Below are 20,026 nucleotides of genomic sequence, written 5' to 3' on the forward strand. Positions count from 1 at the left end.
ACAAAAATCGAATCCCCAGGAAGGTACTGAAGTACGTGACTGGGGTGAGTGAGTGCAGCTAACGCCGAGGCAGTTCGAAGGATTAAGTAGAATGAATTCACAGCGTTATGCGCGTATCTGCGAGATGCTCGCTAGGCGTCAGCCTGATCTGACGGTCTGCATGGAGCAGGTCCATAAACCCCATAACGTCTCTGCGGTCATCCGCACCGCAGACGCCATCGGCGTACACGAAGTACACGCCATCTGGCCTGGCAGCCGTATGCGCACCATGGCCTCTGCCGCCGCCGGCAGCAATAGTTGGGTGCAGGTGAAAACACACCGCACTATCGGCGATGCCGTCAGCCACTTAAAAGGCCGGGGCATGCAAATCCTCGCGACGCACCTTTCCGACAAAGCCATCGATTTTCGCGAAATCGACTATACGCGCCCGACCTGCATCCTGATGGGCCAGGAGAAAACCGGCATCACCCAGGAAGCGCTGGCGCTGGCAGACCAGGACATCATTATCCCAATGGTCGGTATGGTGCAGTCGCTGAACGTCTCCGTCGCCTCCGCGCTGATCCTTTACGAAGCGCAGCGTCAGCGGCAGAACGCTGGAATGTACCAACGCGCCAATAGCATGCTGCCGCCTGAAGAGCAGCAGCGGCTGCTATTTGAAGGCGGTTACCCGGTGCTGGCGCGCGTCGCCAAACAAAAAGGGCTGCCTTATCCCCACGTCAACGAGCAGGGTGAAGTCGAAGCCGATGCCTCGTGGTGGGCAACGATGCAGGCGGCGAGGTAAATCCAATGTCAGGCCGCCTGTTAGATGCCGTCCCGCTCAACTCGCTGACCGGCGTTGGCGCCGCACAGAGCAGCAAACTGGCGAAAATCGGTCTGCATACGGTTCAGGACCTGCTACTTCACCTGCCGCTACGCTATGAAGACCGAACCCACCTGTATCAAATCGGCGAACTACTGCCGGGCGTCTACGCAACCGTAGAGGGTGAAGTGCTCAACAGCAATATCACCTTCGGCGGCCGCCGGATGATGACCTGTCAGATCAGCGACGGCTCCGGCATCCTGACCATGCGTTTTTTCAACTTCAACGCGGCGATGAAAAACAGCCTGGCGACCGGTCGTCGCGTGCTGGCCTACGGCGAAGCTAAACGCGGCAAGTTTGGCGCCGAGATGATCCACCCGGAATATCGCGTACAGGGCGATATGAGCACCCCGGAGCTGCAGGAAACCCTCACTCCGGTCTACCCAACCACTGAAGGCATTAAGCAGGCGACGCTGCGCAAACTCACCGATCAGGCGCTTGAGCTGCTGGAAACCTGCGCGATTAGCGAACTGCTGCCGCCGGAGTTGGCGCAGGGGATGATGAGCCTGCCGGAGGCGCTGCGTACGCTGCACCGCCCGCCGCCGTCGCTACAGCTCAGCGAGCTGGAGAGCGGTAAACATCCGGCACAGCAGCGTCTTATCCTGGAAGAGTTGCTGGCGCATAATCTCAGCATGCTGGCTCTTCGCGCCGGCGCCCAGCGCTACCATGCGCTGCCGCTCAGCGCCAACGACACGCTGAAAACCCAGCTTCTGGCTTCCCTGCCCTTTAAACCAACGGGTGCGCAGGCGCGCGTCACCGCGGAGATCGAGCGCGATATGGCGCTGGACGTGCCGATGATGCGCCTGGTGCAGGGCGACGTCGGATCCGGTAAAACGCTGGTTGCCGCGCTGGCCGCCTTGCGCGCTATCGCCCATGGTAAGCAGGTGGCGCTGATGGCGCCGACCGAACTGCTGGCCGAGCAGCACGCCAATAATTTCCGCAGCTGGTTCGCGCCGCTGGGCATTGAAGTCGGCTGGCTGGCTGGCAAACAGAAAGGCAAAGCGCGCCAGGCGCAGCAGGAAGCCATCGCCAACGGTGAAGTGCAGATGATTGTCGGCACCCACGCCATTTTTCAGGAGCAGGTGCAGTTTAACGGCCTGGCGCTGGTGATTATCGACGAACAGCACCGCTTTGGCGTTCATCAACGCCTGGCGCTGTGGGAAAAGGGCCAGCAGCAGGGCTTCCACCCGCATCAGCTGATCATGACCGCTACGCCGATTCCGCGCACCCTGGCGATGACCGCTTATGCCGATCTCGATACCTCGGTTATCGATGAGCTGCCGCCGGGCCGTACCCCGGTAACGACCGTCGCTATCCCGGACACGCGCCGCAGCGACATTATCGACCGCGTGCGTAACGCTTGCACCCAGGAAGGTCGCCAGGCCTATTGGGTCTGTACGTTGATTGAAGAGTCCGATCTGCTGGAAGCCCAGGCGGCGGAAGCCACCTGGGAAGAGCTCAAGCTGGCGCTGCCGGAACTGAATATCGGCCTCGTCCACGGGCGGATGAAACCAGCGGAGAAACAGGCCGTGATGCAGGCCTTCAAGCAGGGCGAGATGCACCTGCTGGTCGCCACCACGGTGATTGAAGTCGGCGTTGACGTCCCTAACTCAAGCCTGATGATTATTGAAAACCCGGAGCGTCTTGGTCTGGCGCAGCTGCACCAGCTACGCGGGCGCGTTGGGCGCGGCGCCGTCGCCTCCCACTGCGTGCTACTCTATAAATCGCCGCTCTCCAAAACGGCGCAGAAGCGCCTGCAGGTGCTGCGCGACAGCAACGACGGTTTCGTCATCGCCCAGAAAGACCTGGAAATCCGCGGCCCCGGCGAGCTTCTCGGCACCCGCCAGACCGGCAACGCCGAATTTAAAGTAGCGGACTTGCTGCGCGATCAGGCCATGATCCCCGATGTTCAGCGTATTGCTCGCCATATTCACGAACGCTATCCGCTGCAGGCACAGGCGCTGATTGAGCGCTGGATGCCGGAAACCGAACGCTATTCCAACGCGTAGCGCGTCCTTCTTGCCGCGCTACGGGCAACTTTTCTACACAACGAGTGGATTATGAAACGAGAACTGGCCATCGAATTTTCGCGTGTCACCGAAGCCGCCGCGCTGGCGGGTTATAAATGGCTGGGCCGCGGCGATAAAAATACCGCCGACGGCGCAGCGGTTAACGCCATGCGCATTATGCTTAACCTCGTCAATATCGACGGCACCATTGTCATCGGCGAGGGCGAAATCGATGAAGCGCCGATGCTCTATATCGGCGAAAAAGTGGGTACCGGCAAAGGCGACGCGGTAGATATCGCCGTCGACCCAATTGAAGGCACCCGCATGACGGCCATGGGCCAGGCCAACGCGCTGGCGGTGATGGCGGTTGGCGATAAAGGCTGCTTCCTCAACGCGCCGGATATGTATATGGAAAAGCTGATTGTCGGCCCCGGCGCCAAAGGCGCCATCGATCTCAATCTGCCGCTGGAAGAGAACCTGCACAACATCGCCCGCGCGTTGAACAAACCGCTTGGCGAACTGACCGTCACCGTGCTGGCAAAACCCCGCCACGACGCGGTCATTGCGCAACTGCAGCAGCTGGGTGTACGCGTGTTCGCAATCCCCGATGGCGACGTGGCAGCTTCTATTCTGACCTGTATGCCGGATAGCGAAGTCGACGTGCTGTACGGCATCGGCGGCGCGCCGGAAGGCGTGGTTTCGGCGGCGGTGATCCGCGCGCTGGACGGCGATATGCAGGGCCGCCTGCTGGCTCGCCACCACGTGAAGGGCGACAGCGAAGAGAACCGCCGTATCGGTGAAAACGAACTGGCGCGCTGCAAAACCATGGGCATCGAAGCGGGCAAAGTGCTGCGTCTTGATGAAATGGCGCGCAGCGATAACGTCATCTTCTCCGCCACCGGGATTACCAAAGGCGATCTACTGGACGGCATTACCCGCAAGGGCAATATGGCGACCACTGAAACGCTGCTAATCCGCGGTAAATCGCGGACTATCCGCCGTATTCAGTCGATTCATTACCTCGACCGAAAAGACCCGGACGTCCAGCAACACATCCTGTAAAACATTTGATCAATCGAGCTTTCCAGCCTTTTCGGGCTGGAAATCTTCTCCCGTCGCGGTGAAGATAGACTGACGAGATTGAGAGGAGAGACGCAATGGCAAACTGGGTTACAGGTAAAGTTGTAAAAGTGCAAAACTGGACCGATGCACTGTTTAGCCTCACCATTCACGCGCCCGTTGAGCCGTTCACCGCAGGGCAGTTTGCTAAACTGGGCCTGGATGTTGACGGCGAGCGCGTGCAGCGCGCCTACTCCTACGTCAACGCCCCCAGCAATCCCGATCTTGAGTTCTACCTGGTCACCGTTCCGGAGGGTAAACTCAGCCCGCGACTGGCCGCGCTGAAACCCGGGGACGACGTTCAGATAGTCAGCGAAGCCGCCGGTTTCTTCGTGCTGGAAGAGGTGCCGGACTGCGACACGCTGTGGATGCTCGCCACCGGTACGGCGATCGGCCCCTATTTGTCGATTCTGGAAGAAGGGAAAGACCTGGATCGCTTCAAAAACCTGGTGCTGGTGCATGCGGCGCGCTACGCAGCCGACCTCAGCTATTTACCGCAAATGCGCGAGCTGGAGCAGCGCTACGCCGGCAAATTGCGTATCCAGACCGTGGTTAGCCGCGAGACAGCGGAAGGTTCGCTGACCGGCCGGGTGCCGTTTCTGATTGAAACCGGCGCGCTGGAAGAGGCGGTCGGCCTGGCTATGACCGCCGATACCAGCCACGTGATGCTGTGCGGTAACCCGCAGATGGTGCGTGATACCCAGCAGCTGCTGAAAGAGACCCGGCAGATGACCAAACATCTGCGTCGCCGACCGGGCCATATGACCGCAGAGCACTACTGGTAATCAGGCGTCCGCTTTCCAGCGGACATCCTGCGTCTCTTTGCCAAACTTATTTTCGCCTTGGGTGCCGACAAACGCGCCCAGGTCGATCAACATCATGACGATAATCAGCGTCGGTACAAAGCGCCCGACGCCCCACTGCCAGACCTGCGGCAACATCGCCCAGTTACCCGCCAGCAGCATCCACGCCAGAATCATCAGCAGCGCCCAGAGGCCGGATCTCCCGCGATCGTGCAGACGCTTCACCACCACCGCCGCCGTCGGCCAGAGCAGGCAGACGAGAATAAACGCCGCGGTCTGTAAACTCAGCAAATTGCTGCCCGCGAGGGTAAACAGCGCGCTCATGGTCAACACCCAGATAACGATCCAAATCCAGAAATCCCGGCGGCCAATACGGCCTTTAATTGAGAATAACCACTGCTGTAGGGTCATGTTTTATTCCTTATCATCATCATTCGCGTAGTTTACCCTGAAGGCGTCACTTTTTGACAAGCGTGACGGTTCCCGTTTTAATCGTCGGCAGGCAAAAAAAGGAAAGACAGGCATGAAGAAGTGGGCAATCTTAAGTTTGATTGGGCTGACAGCGTTATCTGTCGGCCCGATGGCGTTGTCCGCAGAAACAGAATCCGCCGCCACCGCCCCCTATCTTTTACCCAGCGCGCCGATTTTTGATGTCAGCATCAGCGAGTTCCGCGAGAAATTTAATGCCGATAATCCGAAACTGCCGCTTAACGAGTTTCGTTCCATCGCCTCCAGCCGCGATAAAGCCAACCTGACCCGCGCCGCTACCAAGATTAACGAGAATCTGTATGCCTCTACCGCGCTGGAGCGCGGCACGCTAAAGATTAAATCGATGCAGATAACCTGGCTGCCGATTCAGGGGCCGGAGCAAAAAGCGGCGAAAGCGAAAGCGCAGGAGTATATGAGCGCTATTCTCCGCGCTTTTGTACCGACGCTAAGTCCACTGCAGAGCCAGCAAAAGTTGCAAAAACTGCTGACCGCCGGCAAAGGCAAACGCTACTACACCGAAACCGAAGGCGCGGTGCGCTATGTAGTGGCAGATCACGGGGAAAAGGGGCTAACTTTCGCCATTGAACCGATTAAGCTGGCGCTATCTGAAACGCTGGAAGACAACAATAAATGACAAAAAGCAAAGCCTTTCCAGTGACGAGTCTCTATACTGTTTCACAGACCATGCTGCCCTCTGGGGCGGCTATATTCCTTAATTCGCTTAGTAGCGTGGAGAATTAAAATGCGACATCCTTTAGTGATGGGTAACTGGAAACTGAACGGCAGCCGCCACATGGTAAACGAACTGGTTGCTAACCTGCGTACTGAACTGGCCGGCGTAAGCGGCTGTGCAGTGGCAATCGCGCCGCCGGAAATGTATCTCGACCTGGCTAAGCGTGCGGCAGAAGGCAGCCACATCCACCTGGGCGCGCAGAACGTTGACGTGAATCTGTCCGGCGCATTCACTGGTGAAACCTCCGCCGAAATGCTGAAAGATATCGGCGCGCAGTACATCATCATCGGCCACTCCGAACGCCGTACCTACCACAAAGAATCCGACGAACTGATCGCGAAGAAATTCGCTGTACTGAAAGAGCAGGGTCTGACGCCGGTTCTGTGCATCGGTGAAACCGAAGCTGAAAACGAAGCGGGCAAAACGGAAGAAGTGTGCGCGCGTCAGATCGACGCGGTGCTGAAAACTCAGGGCGCAGCCGCTTTTGAAGGCGTGGTTATCGCTTATGAACCAGTATGGGCTATCGGTACCGGTAAATCCGCTACCCCAGCGCAGGCTCAGGCGGTACACAAATTCATCCGTGACCACATTGCTAAAGCTGACGCTAAAATCGCTGAGCAGGTCATCATCCAGTACGGCGGTTCCGTTAACGCCGGCAACGCCGCAGAGCTGTTCACCCAGCCGGACATCGACGGCGCGCTGGTTGGCGGCGCATCCCTGAAAGCAGACGCTTTCGCGGTGATCGTTAAAGCTGCAGAAGCGGCGAAAAAAGCGTAATTCGCTTTCCCGGTAGTGAAACGCCGCCGGGGTTGCTGAAAAATTCGCACGAGTAATAACCCGGCTTAGCGTAGCGCAAGCCGGGTTTTATTTTCCCGCTACAATTTCCCCAATAGCTGATACCACGCGTAATCCAGCGGCAGCAAAATCAAATAGCTCACCGCCGCCAGCGCCAGGCATAGCAACATCCCCGCTCTCGCCGGGACTTTACCTAATCCCATCGCCACCACGATCGGTGACGCCTGGTATGGCAGCAGCGGCGTGGAATAACCCAGCACCTGAATCATAATCACGCTCAGCAGCGGAAAGCCGGTCGCGTCGGCAAAGCTCTGCGCAAAAGTCGTATACAGCGCCGGGACGCCGTTGGCGGTCATAATAAAATTCAGCGCGCTGGTAATTCCGGTGAGCGCCAGGAAGCTGGTGAACGGATTATCTTTATCCAGCGGCATCACCTGCAGCAGCGCGTTACCCACCGCGCCGCCAATCCCGGTTTGGGTCACGGTAATCGCCAGTCCCAAAATGCCGGCAACATAAATGCAGGTGCGCATATTCACCCCGCTGGCGAACTCCTCACCGCTGATAAATCCTACTCGCGGCAGCAGCGTGACCACCGCTGCCGCCAGGCCGGTCCACGCCGGGCCGACGCCGTGCCAGCTTTCGGTCACCCATAACGTCAACACCACCGCCAGTAGCCACGCCAGACGCTTTTCATCGCGGCTCATTGGCGCCTGCGGCGCCAGCTCGCGCGGCGGATGCGGCTTGCCGGGAAACAGCCAGCAGATCAGCGCCACCAGCACCGCCCCTTTCAACCAGCCAAGCACTGGCGTATGCAGCAGTAAATAGGGAACGTAATTCAAATGGATCCCGTAAGAGCCTTCCGCCGCCCCGCTCATCACCAGATTTGGCACGTTAGCAGGCAAAATGGTCGCAGATAGCTGGAAGGTGCCAAAGCCCACCGCCAGCGCCAGGCCGTACCAGCCGCGCGTGCCGTCGGCTATCCCCGCGCGCCGGGCCATCGCCGCCACAATCGGCATCAACAGCGCGATGCGCCCCATGTTTGATGGCATCACGAACGCCAACGCATAACTCAGTAATACCACGCTGCCGACCATCCGCGGCCAGGAGTCGGTGAGCCGCGCCGATAGCGCCTGCGCCGCTCTATCCGCCAGTCCGGTTTTACGGATGGCGATCCCCAACACAAAGCCGCTGAACACCAGCCAGAACGCCGAGGAAGCAAAACCGCCGAAGATCACCTCCGGCGGAGCGATTTTGGTCATCATCGCCGCCGCGAAGAACAGCAGCGCGGTGATAAATTCCGGTAACAGCGAAGTCGCCCAGAGCACAATGGTGATGCCGACGATCAGCGAAGGGAGGAACAGCGGGTGGGTTAGCCAGAGCGACATGCCTGTCTCCTGTCGTTTTTTTCAGCAAGAATACGACGACAGGAAAGACAGGTAAACGCCAGAACTAGTGGTTTGCGTTAAGAATTGCGCAGCTATGATCCTGAATTTCTTCCGCCGAAGCACGGTTGAGAGTCAGCAAATTACGCTCTGTCGCCAACAGCACCAGCGAGCCGTCGCTTTGCCGCGCCATCGCTAACGCATAACGCCCCATATGTTCACGCGCTTCCGGTACCTCTTCCGCCAGCATCAGGAACGGGCTGCGCTGAGCCAGCTCGGTTTCCGTTACCCGACGCGCCAGATATTGATGGCCCTGCAGACCGCCCGGCAAGGGTAGCCAGCGGCTGCTAATCGTCGCCGCATCATTATCTAACTGCGCGCGGACATTGGGACGCAGGCAGGAGATATGAATATGGAAGTGGTTTTGCGTGCGCCCGCTGCGCGAGTTAATCGCCAGCGATACCGCGTTATCATCAATTGGCGCGCCGCGGCGCTGGCTCATAATTTCGCGCCCCTGCCAGGCCTGCCAGAAGAAATTCGGCGTTAACGGATCCAACAGCAGCGGACTTTCGGTACCGTTAATACGGTAGGTCGGCATTAGCAGATATTGCAGCGGGCCATTGCGATCTTTAAACAACACGTAGCCGCCTTTCAGGTTCACTTCCGCGCACGGCGACGGGTTCTGATGTTGCTGCTGATTGGGTACGCACTGCTGCAGGACAATATGACGTAACGCGTTCGGGTTGCCGGAATGCAGCCAATAGTAGCCGCCGGCCAAAGCCGCCAGAATAACCACCAGCAGCACCCATAAAAGGTATCTTACTCTTCTCATTATTGTTCCCTGTTAAGCCTGAACCGGAAGAGTAACGTAATTTGATGACTAAATAAAAACAGATGACGGGCGGGGAGTTATCCCGGGTGGCGGCTGACGCCTTACCCGGGCTACCAAAGGGCGGAGAATTGTAGCCCTGCTAAGCGTAGCGCAAGCAGGGACAAGAGGATTAACGCTGGCTAATCTGGTCGAAGGTACCGCCGTTGGAGAAGTGCTCCTTCTGCGCTTTCGTCCAGCCGCCGAACTCCTGATCGATGGTAAACAGCTTCAATTTCGGGAACTCGTTGGCATATTTCTTCGCCACATCAGGATCGCGCGGACGATAGAAGTTCTTCGCCGCAATCTCCTGGCCTTCCGGCGAGTAGAGATACTTCAGGTACGCTTCCGCCACCTGGCGAGTGCCTTTCTTATCCACCACTTTATCGACGACGGAAACCGTCGGCTCGGCCAGAATGGACTCGCTCGGCGTCACGATTTCAAACTTGTCCTTGCCCAGCTCTTTCGTCGCCAGCAGCGCTTCGTTCTCCCAGGCAATCAGCACGTCGCCAATCCCGCGTTCCACGAAGGTGTTGGTGGAACCGCGCGCGCCGGAATCCAGCACTTCAACGTTTTTATACAGCGCTTTCACGAACTCCTGCGCTTTAGCCTGATCGCCGTGATTCTGATGCAGGGCATAGCCCCATGCCGCCAGATAGTTCCAGCGGGCGCCGCCGGAGCTTTTCGGGTTCGGGGTGATGACCGATACGCCGGGTTTAATCAGGTCGTTCCAGTCATGGATCTGTTTTGGGTTGCCCTTACGGACGAGGAACACGATGGTTGAGGTATACGGCGCGGAGTTATCCGGCAGGCGCTTCAGCCAGTTTTTATCGATACGACCACGTTCAGCAATGGCGTCTACGTCGTAGGCCAGCGCCAGGGTGACGACATCCGCTTCAATCCCGTTGATAACCGACGTCGCCTGTTTGCCGGAGCCGCCGTGCGACTGACGAATCACCACGTTATCGCCGGTTTCCTGCTTCCAGTGCGCGCTAAACGCTTTATTGTACTGTTCGTACAGCTCGCGCGTCGGATCGTACGATACGTTTAACAGCTGATAATCTTTTGCCAGCACGCTGGCGGATGCCAGCAACAGAGTTAACCCTACGCCCCACTTATTCATCGCACCGCTCTCTTTATGTCGTGTTGTGATGAACTAAGCGTGCCAGAAAGCGAATCAATGATTAAAGAATAAAAAAAGATTGGCTATAACCTGGAGATATAAAGCGGGGGGATAGAGAAAACCCCTTCCCGGGCGGGAAGGGGCGGGAAGCGATTAGACTTCTTCCATGCGGCCCAGCAGCGCCTGCAGACGATCCTGCCAGCCTTGCTGTTGTTCTCTCAGTTGGCTATTTTCACGCTCCAGCTCCTCGCGGCCGTGCTGCGCGCTCTGCACTTCCTGCGCCAGCGTGGTGTTCTTTTCTTTCAGCTCTTCGATTTCCATCTGCAACAGAGTGATGGTATCAATCGCCTGCTGAACTTTAGATTCTAATTTCTCAAACACTTCTAATGACATCGTCATACCTCTCCTGATCTTGCAAGGCGTTGATAGAAACTCGTGTTTCGTATACGCGGTCCCGCCTTAACGAATTAGCGCACAATAGCGGTGTTGTCGTCGATTGTATGAATCCCCGCCTCACCTGTCCAGCGACAACCCGCGCAGATTGCGGTTTGCAACACTTTTCAGTCTTTACCTGGTGCGTTCGCGGCAATTGCCCCGAACTTCTCTGGCGATTGTTAATCAATGAGATAACAAAATACGCAGAAAAAGGTGGGTAAATGTGCCGCAACACGCGTTTATGGCGCGAAAACGCTCATTTTCTTGACGAGGGACACAAATTTAAATTTCGATATTTCTCGTTTATGCTCGTTAACGATAAATTAACACTATGCCTACAAGGCACCGTGGTCGTCCGCGACCAACATACTTACAATAATCACTTCGCTTCAGGATCCGATTATGAGCCAGACATCAACATTAAAAGGCCAGTGCATCGCAGAGTTTCTCGGTACCGGGTTGTTGATCTTTTTCGGCGTTGGGTGCGTAGCTGCGCTCAAAGTCGCAGGAGCCAGCTTCGGTCAGTGGGAAATCAGCATCATCTGGGGTCTGGGGGTGGCTATGGCTATCTACCTGACCGCGGGCGTATCCGGCGCGCACCTTAATCCGGCAGTCACCATCGCCTTATGGTTATTCGCCTGCTTTGATGGGCGCAAAGTTGTTCCTTTTATTATTTCGCAATTCGCTGGCGCCTTTTGCGCTGCGGCATTAGTTTACGGGCTTTATTACAATCTTTTCTTCGATTTCGAACACACCCACAACATGGTACGCGGCAGCGTGGAAAGCCTTGAGCTCGCCGGTATCTTCTCGACCTACCCTAACCCGCATATCAATTTTGTGCAGGCCTTCGCGGTAGAAATGGTGATTACCGCTATCCTGATGGGCGTGATTTTAGCGCTGACCGACGACGGCAACGGCGTGCCGCGCGGCCCGCTGGCGCCGCTGCTGATTGGTCTGCTGATTGCCGTTATCGGTGCTTCTATGGGTCCGCTGACCGGCTTCGCGATGAACCCGGCGCGTGATATCGGACCGAAAGCCTTCGCCTGGCTGGCAGGCTGGGGTAACGTCGCCTTCACCGGCGGCAAAGATATTCCTTATTTCCTGGTGCCGCTGTGCGCACCGGTGGTCGGCGCGGCGCTGGGCGCATTCAGCTACCGCAAATTCATTGGCCGCCATCTGCCTTGCGACACCTGCGTCGAGGAAGAAAAAGAATCCGCTTCTTCCGCGTCGCAACAAAAAGCTTCGCTGTAATCTGACTACGGGACACCAATTATGACCGAGAAAAAATATATCGTTGCGCTCGACCAGGGCACTACCAGCTCCCGCGCCGTCGTGATGGATCACGACGCCAATATCGTCAGCGTGTCACAGCGTGAATTCGAACAAATTTATCCGAAGCCAGGCTGGGTTGAGCACGACCCGATGGAGATTTGGGCCTCGCAGAGCTCTACGCTGGTCGAAGTGTTGGCGAAAGCCGATATCAACTCCGACGAAATTGCCGCCATCGGCATCACCAACCAGCGTGAAACCGCCATCGTTTGGGAGCGTGAGACCGGTAAGCCTATTTACAACGCCATCGTCTGGCAGTGCCGCCGCACCGCGGATATCTGCGAGCAGCTCAAGCGCGACGGCATGGAAGAGTACATCCGCAAAGCCACCGGCCTGGTGGTGGACCCGTACTTCTCCGGCACCAAAGTGAAGTGGATCCTTGACCATGTCGAAGGCGCCCGCGAGCGCGCCAAGCGCGGCGAGCTGCTGTTTGGTACCGTGGATACCTGGCTTATCTGGAAAATGACCCAGGGGCGCGTGCACGTCACCGACTACACCAACGCCTCACGTACCATGTTGTTCAACATCCATGAACTGGACTGGGACGACAAAATGCTCGACGCGCTGGATATTCCGCGCGCCATGCTGCCGGAAGTGCGTAAGTCTTCTGAAGTGTACGGCCAGACCAACATCGGCGGTAAAGGCGGCACCCGTATTCCTATCTCCGGCATCGCCGGCGACCAGCAGGCGGCGCTGTTTGGCCAGCTGTGTGTGAAAGAAGGGATGGCGAAAAATACCTACGGTACCGGCTGCTTCATGTTAATGAACACCGGTGAAAAAGCGGTCACCTCAACCCACGGCCTGCTGACCACCATCGCCTGCGGCCCTACCGGCGAAGTGAACTACGCGCTGGAAGGCGCGGTGTTTATGGCCGGAGCGTCGATTCAGTGGCTGCGTGATGAAATGAAACTCATCAACGATGCTTTCGATTCTGAATACTTCGCCACTAAGGTGAAGGACACCAACGGCGTGTATGTGGTACCGGCCTTTACCGGTCTTGGCGCGCCTTACTGGGATCCGTATGCGCGCGGCGCGATTTTCGGCCTGACCCGCGGGGTGAACGCCAACCATATTATCCGCGCCACGCTGGAATCTATCGCCTATCAGACGCGTGACGTTCTGGAAGCGATGCAGGCCGACTCCGGTATTCGTCTGCACGCCCTGCGCGTGGACGGCGGCGCGGTAGCCAACAACTTCCTGATGCAGTTCCAGTCCGATATTCTCGGCACCCGCGTGGAACGCCCGGAAGTGCGTGAAGTCACGGCGCTGGGCGCCGCCTATCTGGCAGGTCTGGCGGTCGGCTTCTGGCAAAATCTCGACGAGTTGCAGGAGAAAGCGGTGATTGAACGTGAGTTCCGCCCGGGTATTGAAACCACCGAGCGTAATTTCCGCTACAGCGGCTGGAAGAAAGCGGTGAAACGCGCGTTAGCGTGGGAAGAGCACGACGAAGCGTAAGATTGTGGAGGTATTCCCGGCTTGCGGCGTAAACGCCTTAGCCGGGCTACAAAACCCCAAACAGCACGATCTTGTAGCCCGGACAGGTGCGCAGCACCGCCTCCGGGTTTTTTATCAGCCAAATATCGGCAACAACAGGTACAGCTTAATCACCAGCGCGTTGACGATGTCGATAAAGAACGCCCCCACCATCGGCACCACCAGGAAAGCCATATGCGACGGGCCAAAACGGTCGGTAATCGCCTGCATATTGGCAATCGCCGTCGGCGTCGCGCCAAGCCCGAACCCGCAATGACCGGCTGCCAGAACGGCGGCATCATAGTTCTTACCCATCATCCGGTAAGTCACAAACACCGCATACAGCGCCATCGCCACCGCCTGTACCGCCAGAATAATAATCATCGGCAGCGCCAGCGACGCCAGTTCCCACAGCTTGAGGCTCATCAGCGCCATCGCGAGGAACAGCGACAGGCTGACGTTGCCCAGTACCGATACCGCGCGGTCAAACACGCGATACAGCCCAGCCAGCGCCAGGCCGTTGCTGAGGATCACGCCGATAAACAGCACGCAGACGAAGGTCGGTAATTCAAACACGGTACCCGCCAGCAGTTGCGCAACCACCTTCCCTACGGTCAGGCAGATAGCGATTAACGCAATACTTTCAATCAGCACCAGCGAGGTGATCATGCGGCCCATATCCGGCTTCTCAAACGCCGTCGGCGCCAGCTGGTCGTCCGGTGTACCGTCCGGCGAGGAAGAGTGCTTCACCAGATAACGCGCCACCGGCCCGCCGATCAGGCCGCCGAGCACCAGGCCGAAGGTTGCGCAAGCCATGGCGACCTCGGTGGCATTGGCAAAACCGTAACGCTCAACGAACAATTTACTCCACGCCGCCCCGGTGCCGTGGCCGCCGGAAAGCGTGATAGAACCGGCCAGCAGACCCATCAGCGGATCCAGCCCCAGCAGCTTCGCCATGCCGATACCGAGAGCGTTCTGCAGCAGCAGCAGGCCCACCACCACAATCAGGAAAGTGCCAAGCACTTTGCCGCCCGCCCGCAGGCTGGCAAGGTTAGCGTTAAGGCCGATAGTGGCGAAGAACGCCAGCATCAGCGGGTCCTTCAGGCTCATATCGAAATCGATTTCGATATCCATGCTTTTTTTCAAAACCAGCAGCGCCAGCGCCACCAGCAGGCCGCCGGCGACGGGTTCAGGAATGGTATATTTTTTGAGGAATGGGACGTTCTGAACGAGCTTTCGCCCTAAAAGCAACACCATGGTTGCGGCAACGAGCGTCGATAAGGTATCGAGATGCAACATAAAAAAGAGCTCCTTATGGGCGCATGATTCATTCACACGCGACGGTATTCCCGGTGTCGATTACTTCTCATCTTGAGGAGTCGGAGAGCGATTTTAAGCAGAAGTGCGCAAAAAATGACAGAAAAAGATATTTTGTATTAGCGTTGATGCGATCAAGCATACAAAATGTTAATTAATTTGTTACATCTATTCAGTGAGGATATTTTTTGCGCCAAATCGTGGCAAACGTTTGCTTTTGGTCTACAGTCCGATAAAATTCCCGCTTTGCCACCTTGGGATTGTTTGTGATGTCCGTTACGACCGCAGAGTCAGAAAATGCGCAACCGGTTGCGCATAAACCAGCCAGCGAATTAATCTATCGCCTCGAAGACCGTCCGCCGCTTCCGCAAACGCTGTTTGCCGCATTCCAGCACCTGCTGGCGATGTTTGTCGCGGTCATCACCCCGGCGCTGCTCATCTGTCAGGCGCTCGGCCTCCCGGCCGAAGATACGCAACACATCATCAGCATGTCGCTGTTCGCCTCCGGCGTGGCATCCATTATCCAGATTAAAGCCTGGGGACCAGTTGGCTCCGGCCTGCTCTCCATCCAGGGCACCAGCTTCAACTTCGTCGCCCCGTTGATTATGGGCGGCACCGCGCTGAAAACCGGCGGCGCCGACGTGCCGACGATGATGGCCGCGCTGTTCGGCACCCTGATGCTGGCGAGCTGCACCGAAATGGTCCTCTCGCGGGTTCTGCATCTGGCGCGCCGTATTATTACGCCGCTGGTCTCCGGCGTGGTGGTGATGATTATCGGCCTGTCGCTCATTCAGGTTGGCCTGACTTCTATCGGCGGCGGCTATGCGGCGATGGCCGACCACACCTTCGGCGCGCCGAAAAACCTGCTGCTGGCGGGCATCGTGCTGGCGCTGATTATTATCCTCAACCGCCAGCGCAACCCGTACCTGCGCATCGCCTCGCTGGTGATCGCGATGACTGCCGGTTATCTGGCGGCGTGGTTCCTCGATATGCTGCCGGCTAACACCGCGCCTACCAACAGCAGCCTGATCACTATCCCTACGCCGCTCTATTACGGCCTGGGCATCGACTGGAGCCTGCTGCTGCCGCTGATGCTGGTCTTTATGATCACCTCGCTGGAAACGATCGGCGATATCACCGCAACCTCCGACGTTTCTGAACAACCGGTCTCCGGCCCGCTGTATATGAAACGCCTGAAAGGCGGCGTACTGGCGAACGGCCTGAACTCATTTGTTTCCGCCGTTTTCAATACCTTCCCGAACTCCTGCTTCGGCCAGAACAACGGCGTGATCCAACTGACCGGCGTCGCCAGCCGCTATGTGGGCTTTGTGGTGGCGCTGATGCTGATTGTGCTCGGCCTGTTCCCGGCGGTAAGCGGCTTTGTGCAGCATATTCCTGAGCCGGTACTTGGCGGCGCGACGCTGGTGATGTTCGGTACCATTGCCGCATCCGGCGTGCGCATCGTCTCCCGCGAGCCGCTGAATCGCCGCGCTATCCTGATTATCGCCCTCTCTCTGGCGGTGGGTCTCGGCGTATCGCAGCAGCCGCTAATCCTGCAATTCGCGCCGGACTGGCTGAAAAACCTGCTCTCTTCCGGTATTGCCGCTGGCGGTATCACGGCGATTGTTCTGAATTTAATCTTCCCGCCTGAGAAGAACTAAAGCATTGAAGTTGCGCTCCCCGGTATCGCCACGGCGACCAGGGAGCGCGGCGGCGGTAACATCTCTTCACCTCACTTCATCTCATTTCACTATTCCCGCCTTGAGGATTGCGCATAAATCGTGCATAACACGGTGATGTGTACTTATCAGGATGGAAGATCATGAAATTTCTTGGAAAGCTGGTTCTCTGGCTGCTGATCGCCCTGCTGGTCGTTATCGTCGCCGCTTACTTTGCGCTGCAAACCCGCTGGGGGGCGAGCCAGGCGAGCAGTTGGTTAAGCGAAAGCACCGGCTGGAAAATCGCCTTCGATAAGATGGCGCATGACTTCTCTTCCCCACTACATCTGCAGTTGCAAAATGTCACCTTTGGCCGCGACGGCAAGCCACCGACGCTGGTTGCCAGAACGGTGGATATCGGTTTTAGCACCCGCCAGTTCAGCGACCCGCTGCACGCTGATGAAATCGTTCTCAGCAACGGCACGCTGAATCTTTCTCCGGCTTCCGCCTCGATGCCGTTTGCCGCTGACCGCCTGCAGCTACGCGATATGGCCTTTAACAGCCCGGACAGCGAGTGGAACCTGAGCGCGCAGCGGGTGACCGGCGGCGTGATGCCATGGCAGCCGGAAGCGGGCGACGTGCTGGGCAGAAAAGCGCAAATTCAGATGAGCGCGGGCTCGATGAATATTAACGGCGTCGAAGCCAGCAACGTCCTGATCCAGGGGGCAATGGATAATGGCGAGGTGACCCTGAACACCCTTGGCGCCGATATCGCGCGCGGCACGCTGACCGGCAACGCCAAACGCCGTGCCGACGGTAGCTGGCTGGTTGATAACCTGCGCCTGAATGAAATTCGTCTGCAGAGCGCCAAACCGCTGAATGAGTTCCTTGCGCCGCTCACCTCGGTGCCGTCGCTGCAGATTGGCCGGCTGGATGTGACCGATGCTCGTTTGCAGGGGCCAGGCTGGGCGGTGACCGACCTCGACCTCAACTTGCGCAATCTGACCTTGAGCCATAACGGCTGGCAGAGCGACGACGGGACGCTATCGATGAACGCCAGCGAGTTTATCTACGGTTCGCTGAATTTCCTCGATCCCATCGTTAATGCCGAATTCTCGCCGCAGGGCATTGCGCTACGCCAGTTCAGCTCCCGCTGGGAGGGCGGCATGGTGCGTACCTCCGGCAACTGGCTGCGCGCCGGTAATGCGCTGGTGCTCGACGATGCCGTCTTCGCCGGGCTGGAATATACGCTACCGTCCAACTGGAAACAGCTGTGGATGGAGCCGATGCCGGGCTGGCTGCAAAGCCTGACGCTGAAGAAATTCAGCGCCAGCCGAAATCTGATTATCGATATCGACCCAGCCTTCCCGTGGCAGATCACCGCGCTGGACGGTTACGGCGGCGAATTACAGCTGGTGAAAGATGGTCAGTGGGGCGTGTGGAATGGCAGCGCCACCCTCAATGCCGCCGCTGCGACCTTCAACCGCATCGACGTGCGCCGTCCGTCGCTGAAGCTGAACGCGAACGCTTCTACGGTCAACATCAGCGAGCTGAGCGCTTTTACCGAGCGCGGCATTCTGCAGGCGACCGCCGCGGTGTCACAATTGCCGCAACGCCAGGTTAATCTGAGCTTGAACGGCCGCGGCGTGCCACTGAATATTCTACAGGCCTGGGGCTGGCCTGCGCTACCGATTAGCGGCGACGGCAACTTCCAGCTAACCGCGAACGGTAGCGTGCAGGCCAATGCGCCGCTGAAACCGAGCGTCAACGGCCAGCTCAGCGCCACCAATATGGACAAGCAGCAGGCGGCGCAGGTGATGCGCAACGGCGAGGTTAGCAACGCGCCTGCCGCGTCGGTTCCCGTAACGCCGTAGCCATTTTCCTCTTGCCCTCTTCCCGGCGGAAGAGGGCTAATCCCCCTCCCTGAAACCTGTATACAATTAGCGGCTATCTGTGCCTATTTCCCGCAACAGGTTCCTTTCAAATATCAGAATTGCTATAACCAAAATACTGGAAGTTGATAAGAATAATGATCCCCTGTACCTACAAAAATAAAAGGAACAACCATGTCTGTAATACGTCAACGTATTCTGGAGAATATGCAAAAATTCTCCAGGGCCATGATCGGCGCAGTATTGTTCTTGCCGGTCATTGGATTAATTCTGGCTCTCAGTTCCGTCTTAACTAACCCGACTCTTATTGCTGAAACCAGTTTCCTTCATCAATTAGGGCAAGTGCTTGGCGATACCTTCTGGCCATTATTCGGTAACCTCGGATTATTGTTTTGCGTGGGAATAAGTTACGGCCTGGCAAAAGATAAAAAAACGGAGGTCGCGCTTGTCTCGGTGATGTGTTTTATCATGTTTCTCGGCGCCAACCATTCATGGCTGGAACATACTCATGCGGTGGCGGAAAAAATTAACGGCGAATATTACGGTACCGGGCAAACGCAGCTATTAGGCTTTGTGGTCGTCGATATGGGAGTATTCCTCGGAATCATTCTTGGCTGCACCATTGCCTGGGTACATAATAAAGTCTCCAATATTGAGCTGCCCGGCGCGCTATCGATGTATGGCGGGGCGAAGCTGACGCTGGTCGCCATGACGCCGGTCATTATCTGCTACGCCATTGCTTTTACCTGGATTTGGCCGTTTATAACCCACGGCATTAGCGCGCTGACCGGGTTTATGAAGAACGCCGGCGTTGCGGGAGTGTTTGTCTACGGCTTCTTTGAAAAATTCCTTATTCCCACCGGTTTGCACCATTTCGTGTGGTCGCCTTTCCAGCTCACGCAAATCGGCGGCACGCTAAATGTCGATGGCCAGGTCGTCTCCGGCACCCAGGCGATTTTCCTCGCCTATATGCGCCATCCCGATCTGACGCCGGTGATGAACGATGCATTACGTTTCTCGCAACAGGGGATGACCACCATCTTTGGCCTGGCGGGCGCATCGCTGGCGTTTTATCACACCGCGAAGCCGGAGAAGAAAGCGATGGCGAAGGCGATTCTGCTGCCGGCAATTATCACCTCGATGCTGACCGGCATCACCGAACCCATTGAATTCACCTTCTTATTTGTCTCGCCGCTGCTGTGGGTGATCCATGCGACCTTAACCGCCGCTTCGCAGGCAATTTGCGACATCTTCACCGTGCGGCCGTGGGGCGCCTCCGGTCTGATTGAATTTCTGATCTACAACCTGCCGCTGCCGGTGTCGTTAACCCGCTGGCCGGGGTACGTGCTGATCGGTATTGGCCAATTTATCGCTTATTACGCGATATTCCGCACGCTGGTAGTGAAGTTAAATCTGAAAACGCCGGGCCGCGAGGATGACGATAACGTTAAGTTATACAGTAAGGCGGACTACCGTAAAAAAGTCAGCGGCCCGCAGTCGATGACGGATGAAATTATTAATGGCTTAGGTGGTAAAGCCAATATTATCTCCGTTGATAACTGTTTCACGCGCCTGCGGGTGGTTGTCCATAATATGACATTAGTTGATGATGAAATATTAAAAAGCACCGGCGCAAATGGCGTAGTACGCAATCGTAATGAAGTTCAGGTTATTTATGGCGTCAAAGTCGGGCAAGTCCGTTCCCGGGTTGATAGCTGGCTAGCAGAAAATTAATTGGGAGT

17 protein-coding genes are annotated in these 20,026 nt (G+C 57.1%); 11 read left to right on the forward strand and 6 right to left on the reverse strand.

Features of this window, described 5'->3' with window-relative positions; all coding sequences use genetic code 11:
* The first annotated feature begins 91 nt into the window (after positions 1 to 91).
* From trmH to fpr, 4 genes are all read left to right on the forward strand, one after another.
* Positions 92 to 781, forward strand: coding sequence for a tRNA (guanosine(18)-2'-O)-methyltransferase TrmH (gene trmH, locus ABLU86_RS12320; RefSeq protein WP_015369142.1), 690 nt, complete (start codon positions 92 to 94; stop codon positions 779 to 781).
* Between the two features lie 5 nt (positions 782 to 786).
* Positions 787 to 2,868: an ATP-dependent DNA helicase RecG gene (recG, locus tag ABLU86_RS12325; RefSeq protein ID WP_015703814.1), complete on the forward strand. Its 2,082-nt coding sequence runs from the start codon at positions 787 to 789 to the stop codon at positions 2,866 to 2,868.
* Positions 2,869 to 2,919: 51 nt separating this feature from the next.
* Positions 2,920 to 3,930 (forward strand): class II fructose-bisphosphatase, encoded by a 1,011-nt coding sequence (gene glpX / locus ABLU86_RS12330; RefSeq protein WP_045359298.1) that lies wholly within the window; start codon positions 2,920 to 2,922, stop codon positions 3,928 to 3,930.
* A gap of 95 nt (positions 3,931 to 4,025) precedes the next feature.
* Positions 4,026 to 4,772, forward strand: coding sequence for a ferredoxin--NADP(+) reductase (gene fpr / locus ABLU86_RS12335; protein WP_015369139.1), 747 nt, complete (start codon positions 4,026 to 4,028; stop codon positions 4,770 to 4,772).
* Here fpr and ABLU86_RS12340 read toward each other — a convergent pair whose 3' ends face one another.
* Positions 4,773 to 5,201 carry a DUF805 domain-containing protein gene (locus ABLU86_RS12340; RefSeq protein ID WP_015369138.1) on the reverse strand — a complete coding sequence of 143 codons (429 nt, stop codon included), beginning with the start codon at positions 5,199 to 5,201 and terminating at the stop codon, positions 4,773 to 4,775.
* 112 nt (positions 5,202 to 5,313) lie between these two features.
* Here ABLU86_RS12340 and ABLU86_RS12345 point away from each other — a divergent pair, with 112 nt between their 5' ends.
* The gene (locus tag ABLU86_RS12345; RefSeq protein ID WP_015369137.1) at positions 5,314 to 5,913 is read left to right on the forward strand and encodes a DUF1454 family protein; all 600 of its coding nucleotides are present in this window, start codon (positions 5,314 to 5,316) and stop codon (positions 5,911 to 5,913) included.
* Positions 5,914 to 6,021: 108 nt separating this feature from the next.
* A complete protein-coding gene (gene tpiA / locus ABLU86_RS12350; protein ID WP_002922909.1) occupies positions 6,022 to 6,789 on the forward strand; it encodes a triose-phosphate isomerase in 768 nt (255 codons plus the stop codon).
* A 98-nt stretch (positions 6,790 to 6,887) separates the two neighbouring features.
* Here tpiA and ABLU86_RS12355 read toward each other — a convergent pair whose 3' ends face one another.
* The 4 genes from ABLU86_RS12355 to zapB all read right to left on the reverse strand — a co-directional run bounded on the left by ABLU86_RS12355 (position 6,888) and on the right by zapB (position 10,579).
* Positions 6,888 to 8,192: an SLC13 family permease gene (locus ABLU86_RS12355; protein WP_032709408.1), complete on the reverse strand. Its 1,305-nt coding sequence runs from the start codon at positions 8,190 to 8,192 to the stop codon at positions 6,888 to 6,890.
* Positions 8,193 to 8,256: 64 nt separating this feature from the next.
* Positions 8,257 to 9,021, reverse strand: a complete 765-nt coding sequence (locus ABLU86_RS12360) for a CDP-diacylglycerol diphosphatase (RefSeq protein WP_348796287.1) — start codon at positions 9,019 to 9,021, stop codon at positions 8,257 to 8,259.
* 169 nt (positions 9,022 to 9,190) lie between these two features.
* Entirely contained in the window at positions 9,191 to 10,180 is a 990-nt protein-coding gene (locus ABLU86_RS12365; protein ID WP_015369134.1) for a sulfate ABC transporter substrate-binding protein, read from the reverse strand.
* A 153-nt stretch (positions 10,181 to 10,333) separates the two neighbouring features.
* A complete protein-coding gene (gene zapB, locus ABLU86_RS12370) occupies positions 10,334 to 10,579 on the reverse strand; it encodes a septal ring assembly protein ZapB (RefSeq protein ID WP_020077673.1) in 246 nt (81 codons plus the stop codon).
* Between the two features lie 438 nt (positions 10,580 to 11,017).
* Here zapB and ABLU86_RS12375 point away from each other — a divergent pair, with 438 nt between their 5' ends.
* Positions 11,018 to 11,866 carry an MIP/aquaporin family protein gene (locus ABLU86_RS12375; protein WP_015369132.1) on the forward strand — a complete coding sequence of 283 codons (849 nt, stop codon included), beginning with the start codon at positions 11,018 to 11,020 and terminating at the stop codon, positions 11,864 to 11,866.
* A gap of 21 nt (positions 11,867 to 11,887) precedes the next feature.
* On the forward strand, positions 11,888 to 13,399 hold the full coding sequence (gene glpK / locus ABLU86_RS12380; RefSeq protein WP_015369131.1) for a glycerol kinase GlpK: 1,512 nt from the start codon (positions 11,888 to 11,890) through the stop codon (positions 13,397 to 13,399).
* A 114-nt stretch (positions 13,400 to 13,513) separates the two neighbouring features.
* Here glpK and gltS read toward each other — a convergent pair whose 3' ends face one another.
* Positions 13,514 to 14,716: a sodium/glutamate symporter gene (gene gltS, locus ABLU86_RS12385; protein WP_015703819.1), complete on the reverse strand. Its 1,203-nt coding sequence runs from the start codon at positions 14,714 to 14,716 to the stop codon at positions 13,514 to 13,516.
* A gap of 287 nt (positions 14,717 to 15,003) precedes the next feature.
* On the opposite strand from gltS, the gene ABLU86_RS12390 reads away from it, so the two are divergent.
* From ABLU86_RS12390 to ABLU86_RS12400, 3 genes are all read left to right on the forward strand, one after another.
* Positions 15,004 to 16,395, forward strand: coding sequence for a uracil-xanthine permease family protein (locus tag ABLU86_RS12390; protein WP_348796288.1), 1,392 nt, complete (start codon positions 15,004 to 15,006; stop codon positions 16,393 to 16,395).
* Positions 16,396 to 16,556: 161 nt separating this feature from the next.
* Positions 16,557 to 18,266, forward strand: a complete 1,710-nt coding sequence (locus ABLU86_RS12395) for an AsmA family protein (protein WP_348796289.1) — start codon at positions 16,557 to 16,559, stop codon at positions 18,264 to 18,266.
* Between the two features lie 192 nt (positions 18,267 to 18,458).
* Positions 18,459 to 20,018 carry a PTS transporter subunit EIIC gene (locus tag ABLU86_RS12400; RefSeq protein WP_348796290.1) on the forward strand — a complete coding sequence of 520 codons (1,560 nt, stop codon included), beginning with the start codon at positions 18,459 to 18,461 and terminating at the stop codon, positions 20,016 to 20,018.
* Positions 20,019 to 20,026 lie beyond the last annotated feature (8 nt).

Origin of the sequence: Klebsiella sp. JN_Kp121, assembly GCF_040062145.1 — a bacterium.
In the GTDB taxonomy this organism is placed as follows: domain Bacteria; phylum Pseudomonadota; class Gammaproteobacteria; order Enterobacterales; family Enterobacteriaceae; genus Klebsiella; species Klebsiella aerogenes.

What these genes read in the sequence shown, in the direction of transcription:
- trmH (WP_015369142.1), top strand. Translation starts at nt 92, where the DNA reads ATGAATTCACAGCGTTATGCGCGTATCTGCGAGATGCTCGCTAGGCGT.
- ABLU86_RS12365 (WP_015369134.1), bottom strand. Translation starts at nt 10,180, where the DNA reads ATGAATAAGTGGGGCGTAGGGTTAACTCTGTTGCTGGCATCCGCCAGC.
- tpiA (WP_002922909.1), top strand. Translation starts at nt 6,022, where the DNA reads ATGCGACATCCTTTAGTGATGGGTAACTGGAAACTGAACGGCAGCCGC.
- glpK (WP_015369131.1), top strand. Translation starts at nt 11,888, where the DNA reads ATGACCGAGAAAAAATATATCGTTGCGCTCGACCAGGGCACTACCAGC.
- ABLU86_RS12355 (WP_032709408.1), bottom strand. Translation starts at nt 8,192, where the DNA reads ATGTCGCTCTGGCTAACCCACCCGCTGTTCCTCCCTTCGCTGATCGTC.
- ABLU86_RS12360 (WP_348796287.1), bottom strand. Translation starts at nt 9,021, where the DNA reads ATGAGAAGAGTAAGATACCTTTTATGGGTGCTGCTGGTGGTTATTCTG.
- gltS (WP_015703819.1), bottom strand. Translation starts at nt 14,716, where the DNA reads ATGTTGCATCTCGATACCTTATCGACGCTCGTTGCCGCAACCATGGTG.
- ABLU86_RS12375 (WP_015369132.1), top strand. Translation starts at nt 11,018, where the DNA reads ATGAGCCAGACATCAACATTAAAAGGCCAGTGCATCGCAGAGTTTCTC.
- ABLU86_RS12345 (WP_015369137.1), top strand. Translation starts at nt 5,314, where the DNA reads ATGAAGAAGTGGGCAATCTTAAGTTTGATTGGGCTGACAGCGTTATCT.
- zapB (WP_020077673.1), bottom strand. Translation starts at nt 10,579, where the DNA reads ATGACGATGTCATTAGAAGTGTTTGAGAAATTAGAATCTAAAGTTCAG.
- ABLU86_RS12395 (WP_348796289.1), top strand. Translation starts at nt 16,557, where the DNA reads ATGAAATTTCTTGGAAAGCTGGTTCTCTGGCTGCTGATCGCCCTGCTG.
- ABLU86_RS12390 (WP_348796288.1), top strand. Translation starts at nt 15,004, where the DNA reads ATGTCCGTTACGACCGCAGAGTCAGAAAATGCGCAACCGGTTGCGCAT.
- ABLU86_RS12340 (WP_015369138.1), bottom strand. Translation starts at nt 5,201, where the DNA reads ATGACCCTACAGCAGTGGTTATTCTCAATTAAAGGCCGTATTGGCCGC.
- ABLU86_RS12400 (WP_348796290.1), top strand. Translation starts at nt 18,459, where the DNA reads ATGTCTGTAATACGTCAACGTATTCTGGAGAATATGCAAAAATTCTCC.
- recG (WP_015703814.1), top strand. Translation starts at nt 787, where the DNA reads ATGTCAGGCCGCCTGTTAGATGCCGTCCCGCTCAACTCGCTGACCGGC.
- glpX (WP_045359298.1), top strand. Translation starts at nt 2,920, where the DNA reads ATGAAACGAGAACTGGCCATCGAATTTTCGCGTGTCACCGAAGCCGCC.
- fpr (WP_015369139.1), top strand. Translation starts at nt 4,026, where the DNA reads ATGGCAAACTGGGTTACAGGTAAAGTTGTAAAAGTGCAAAACTGGACC.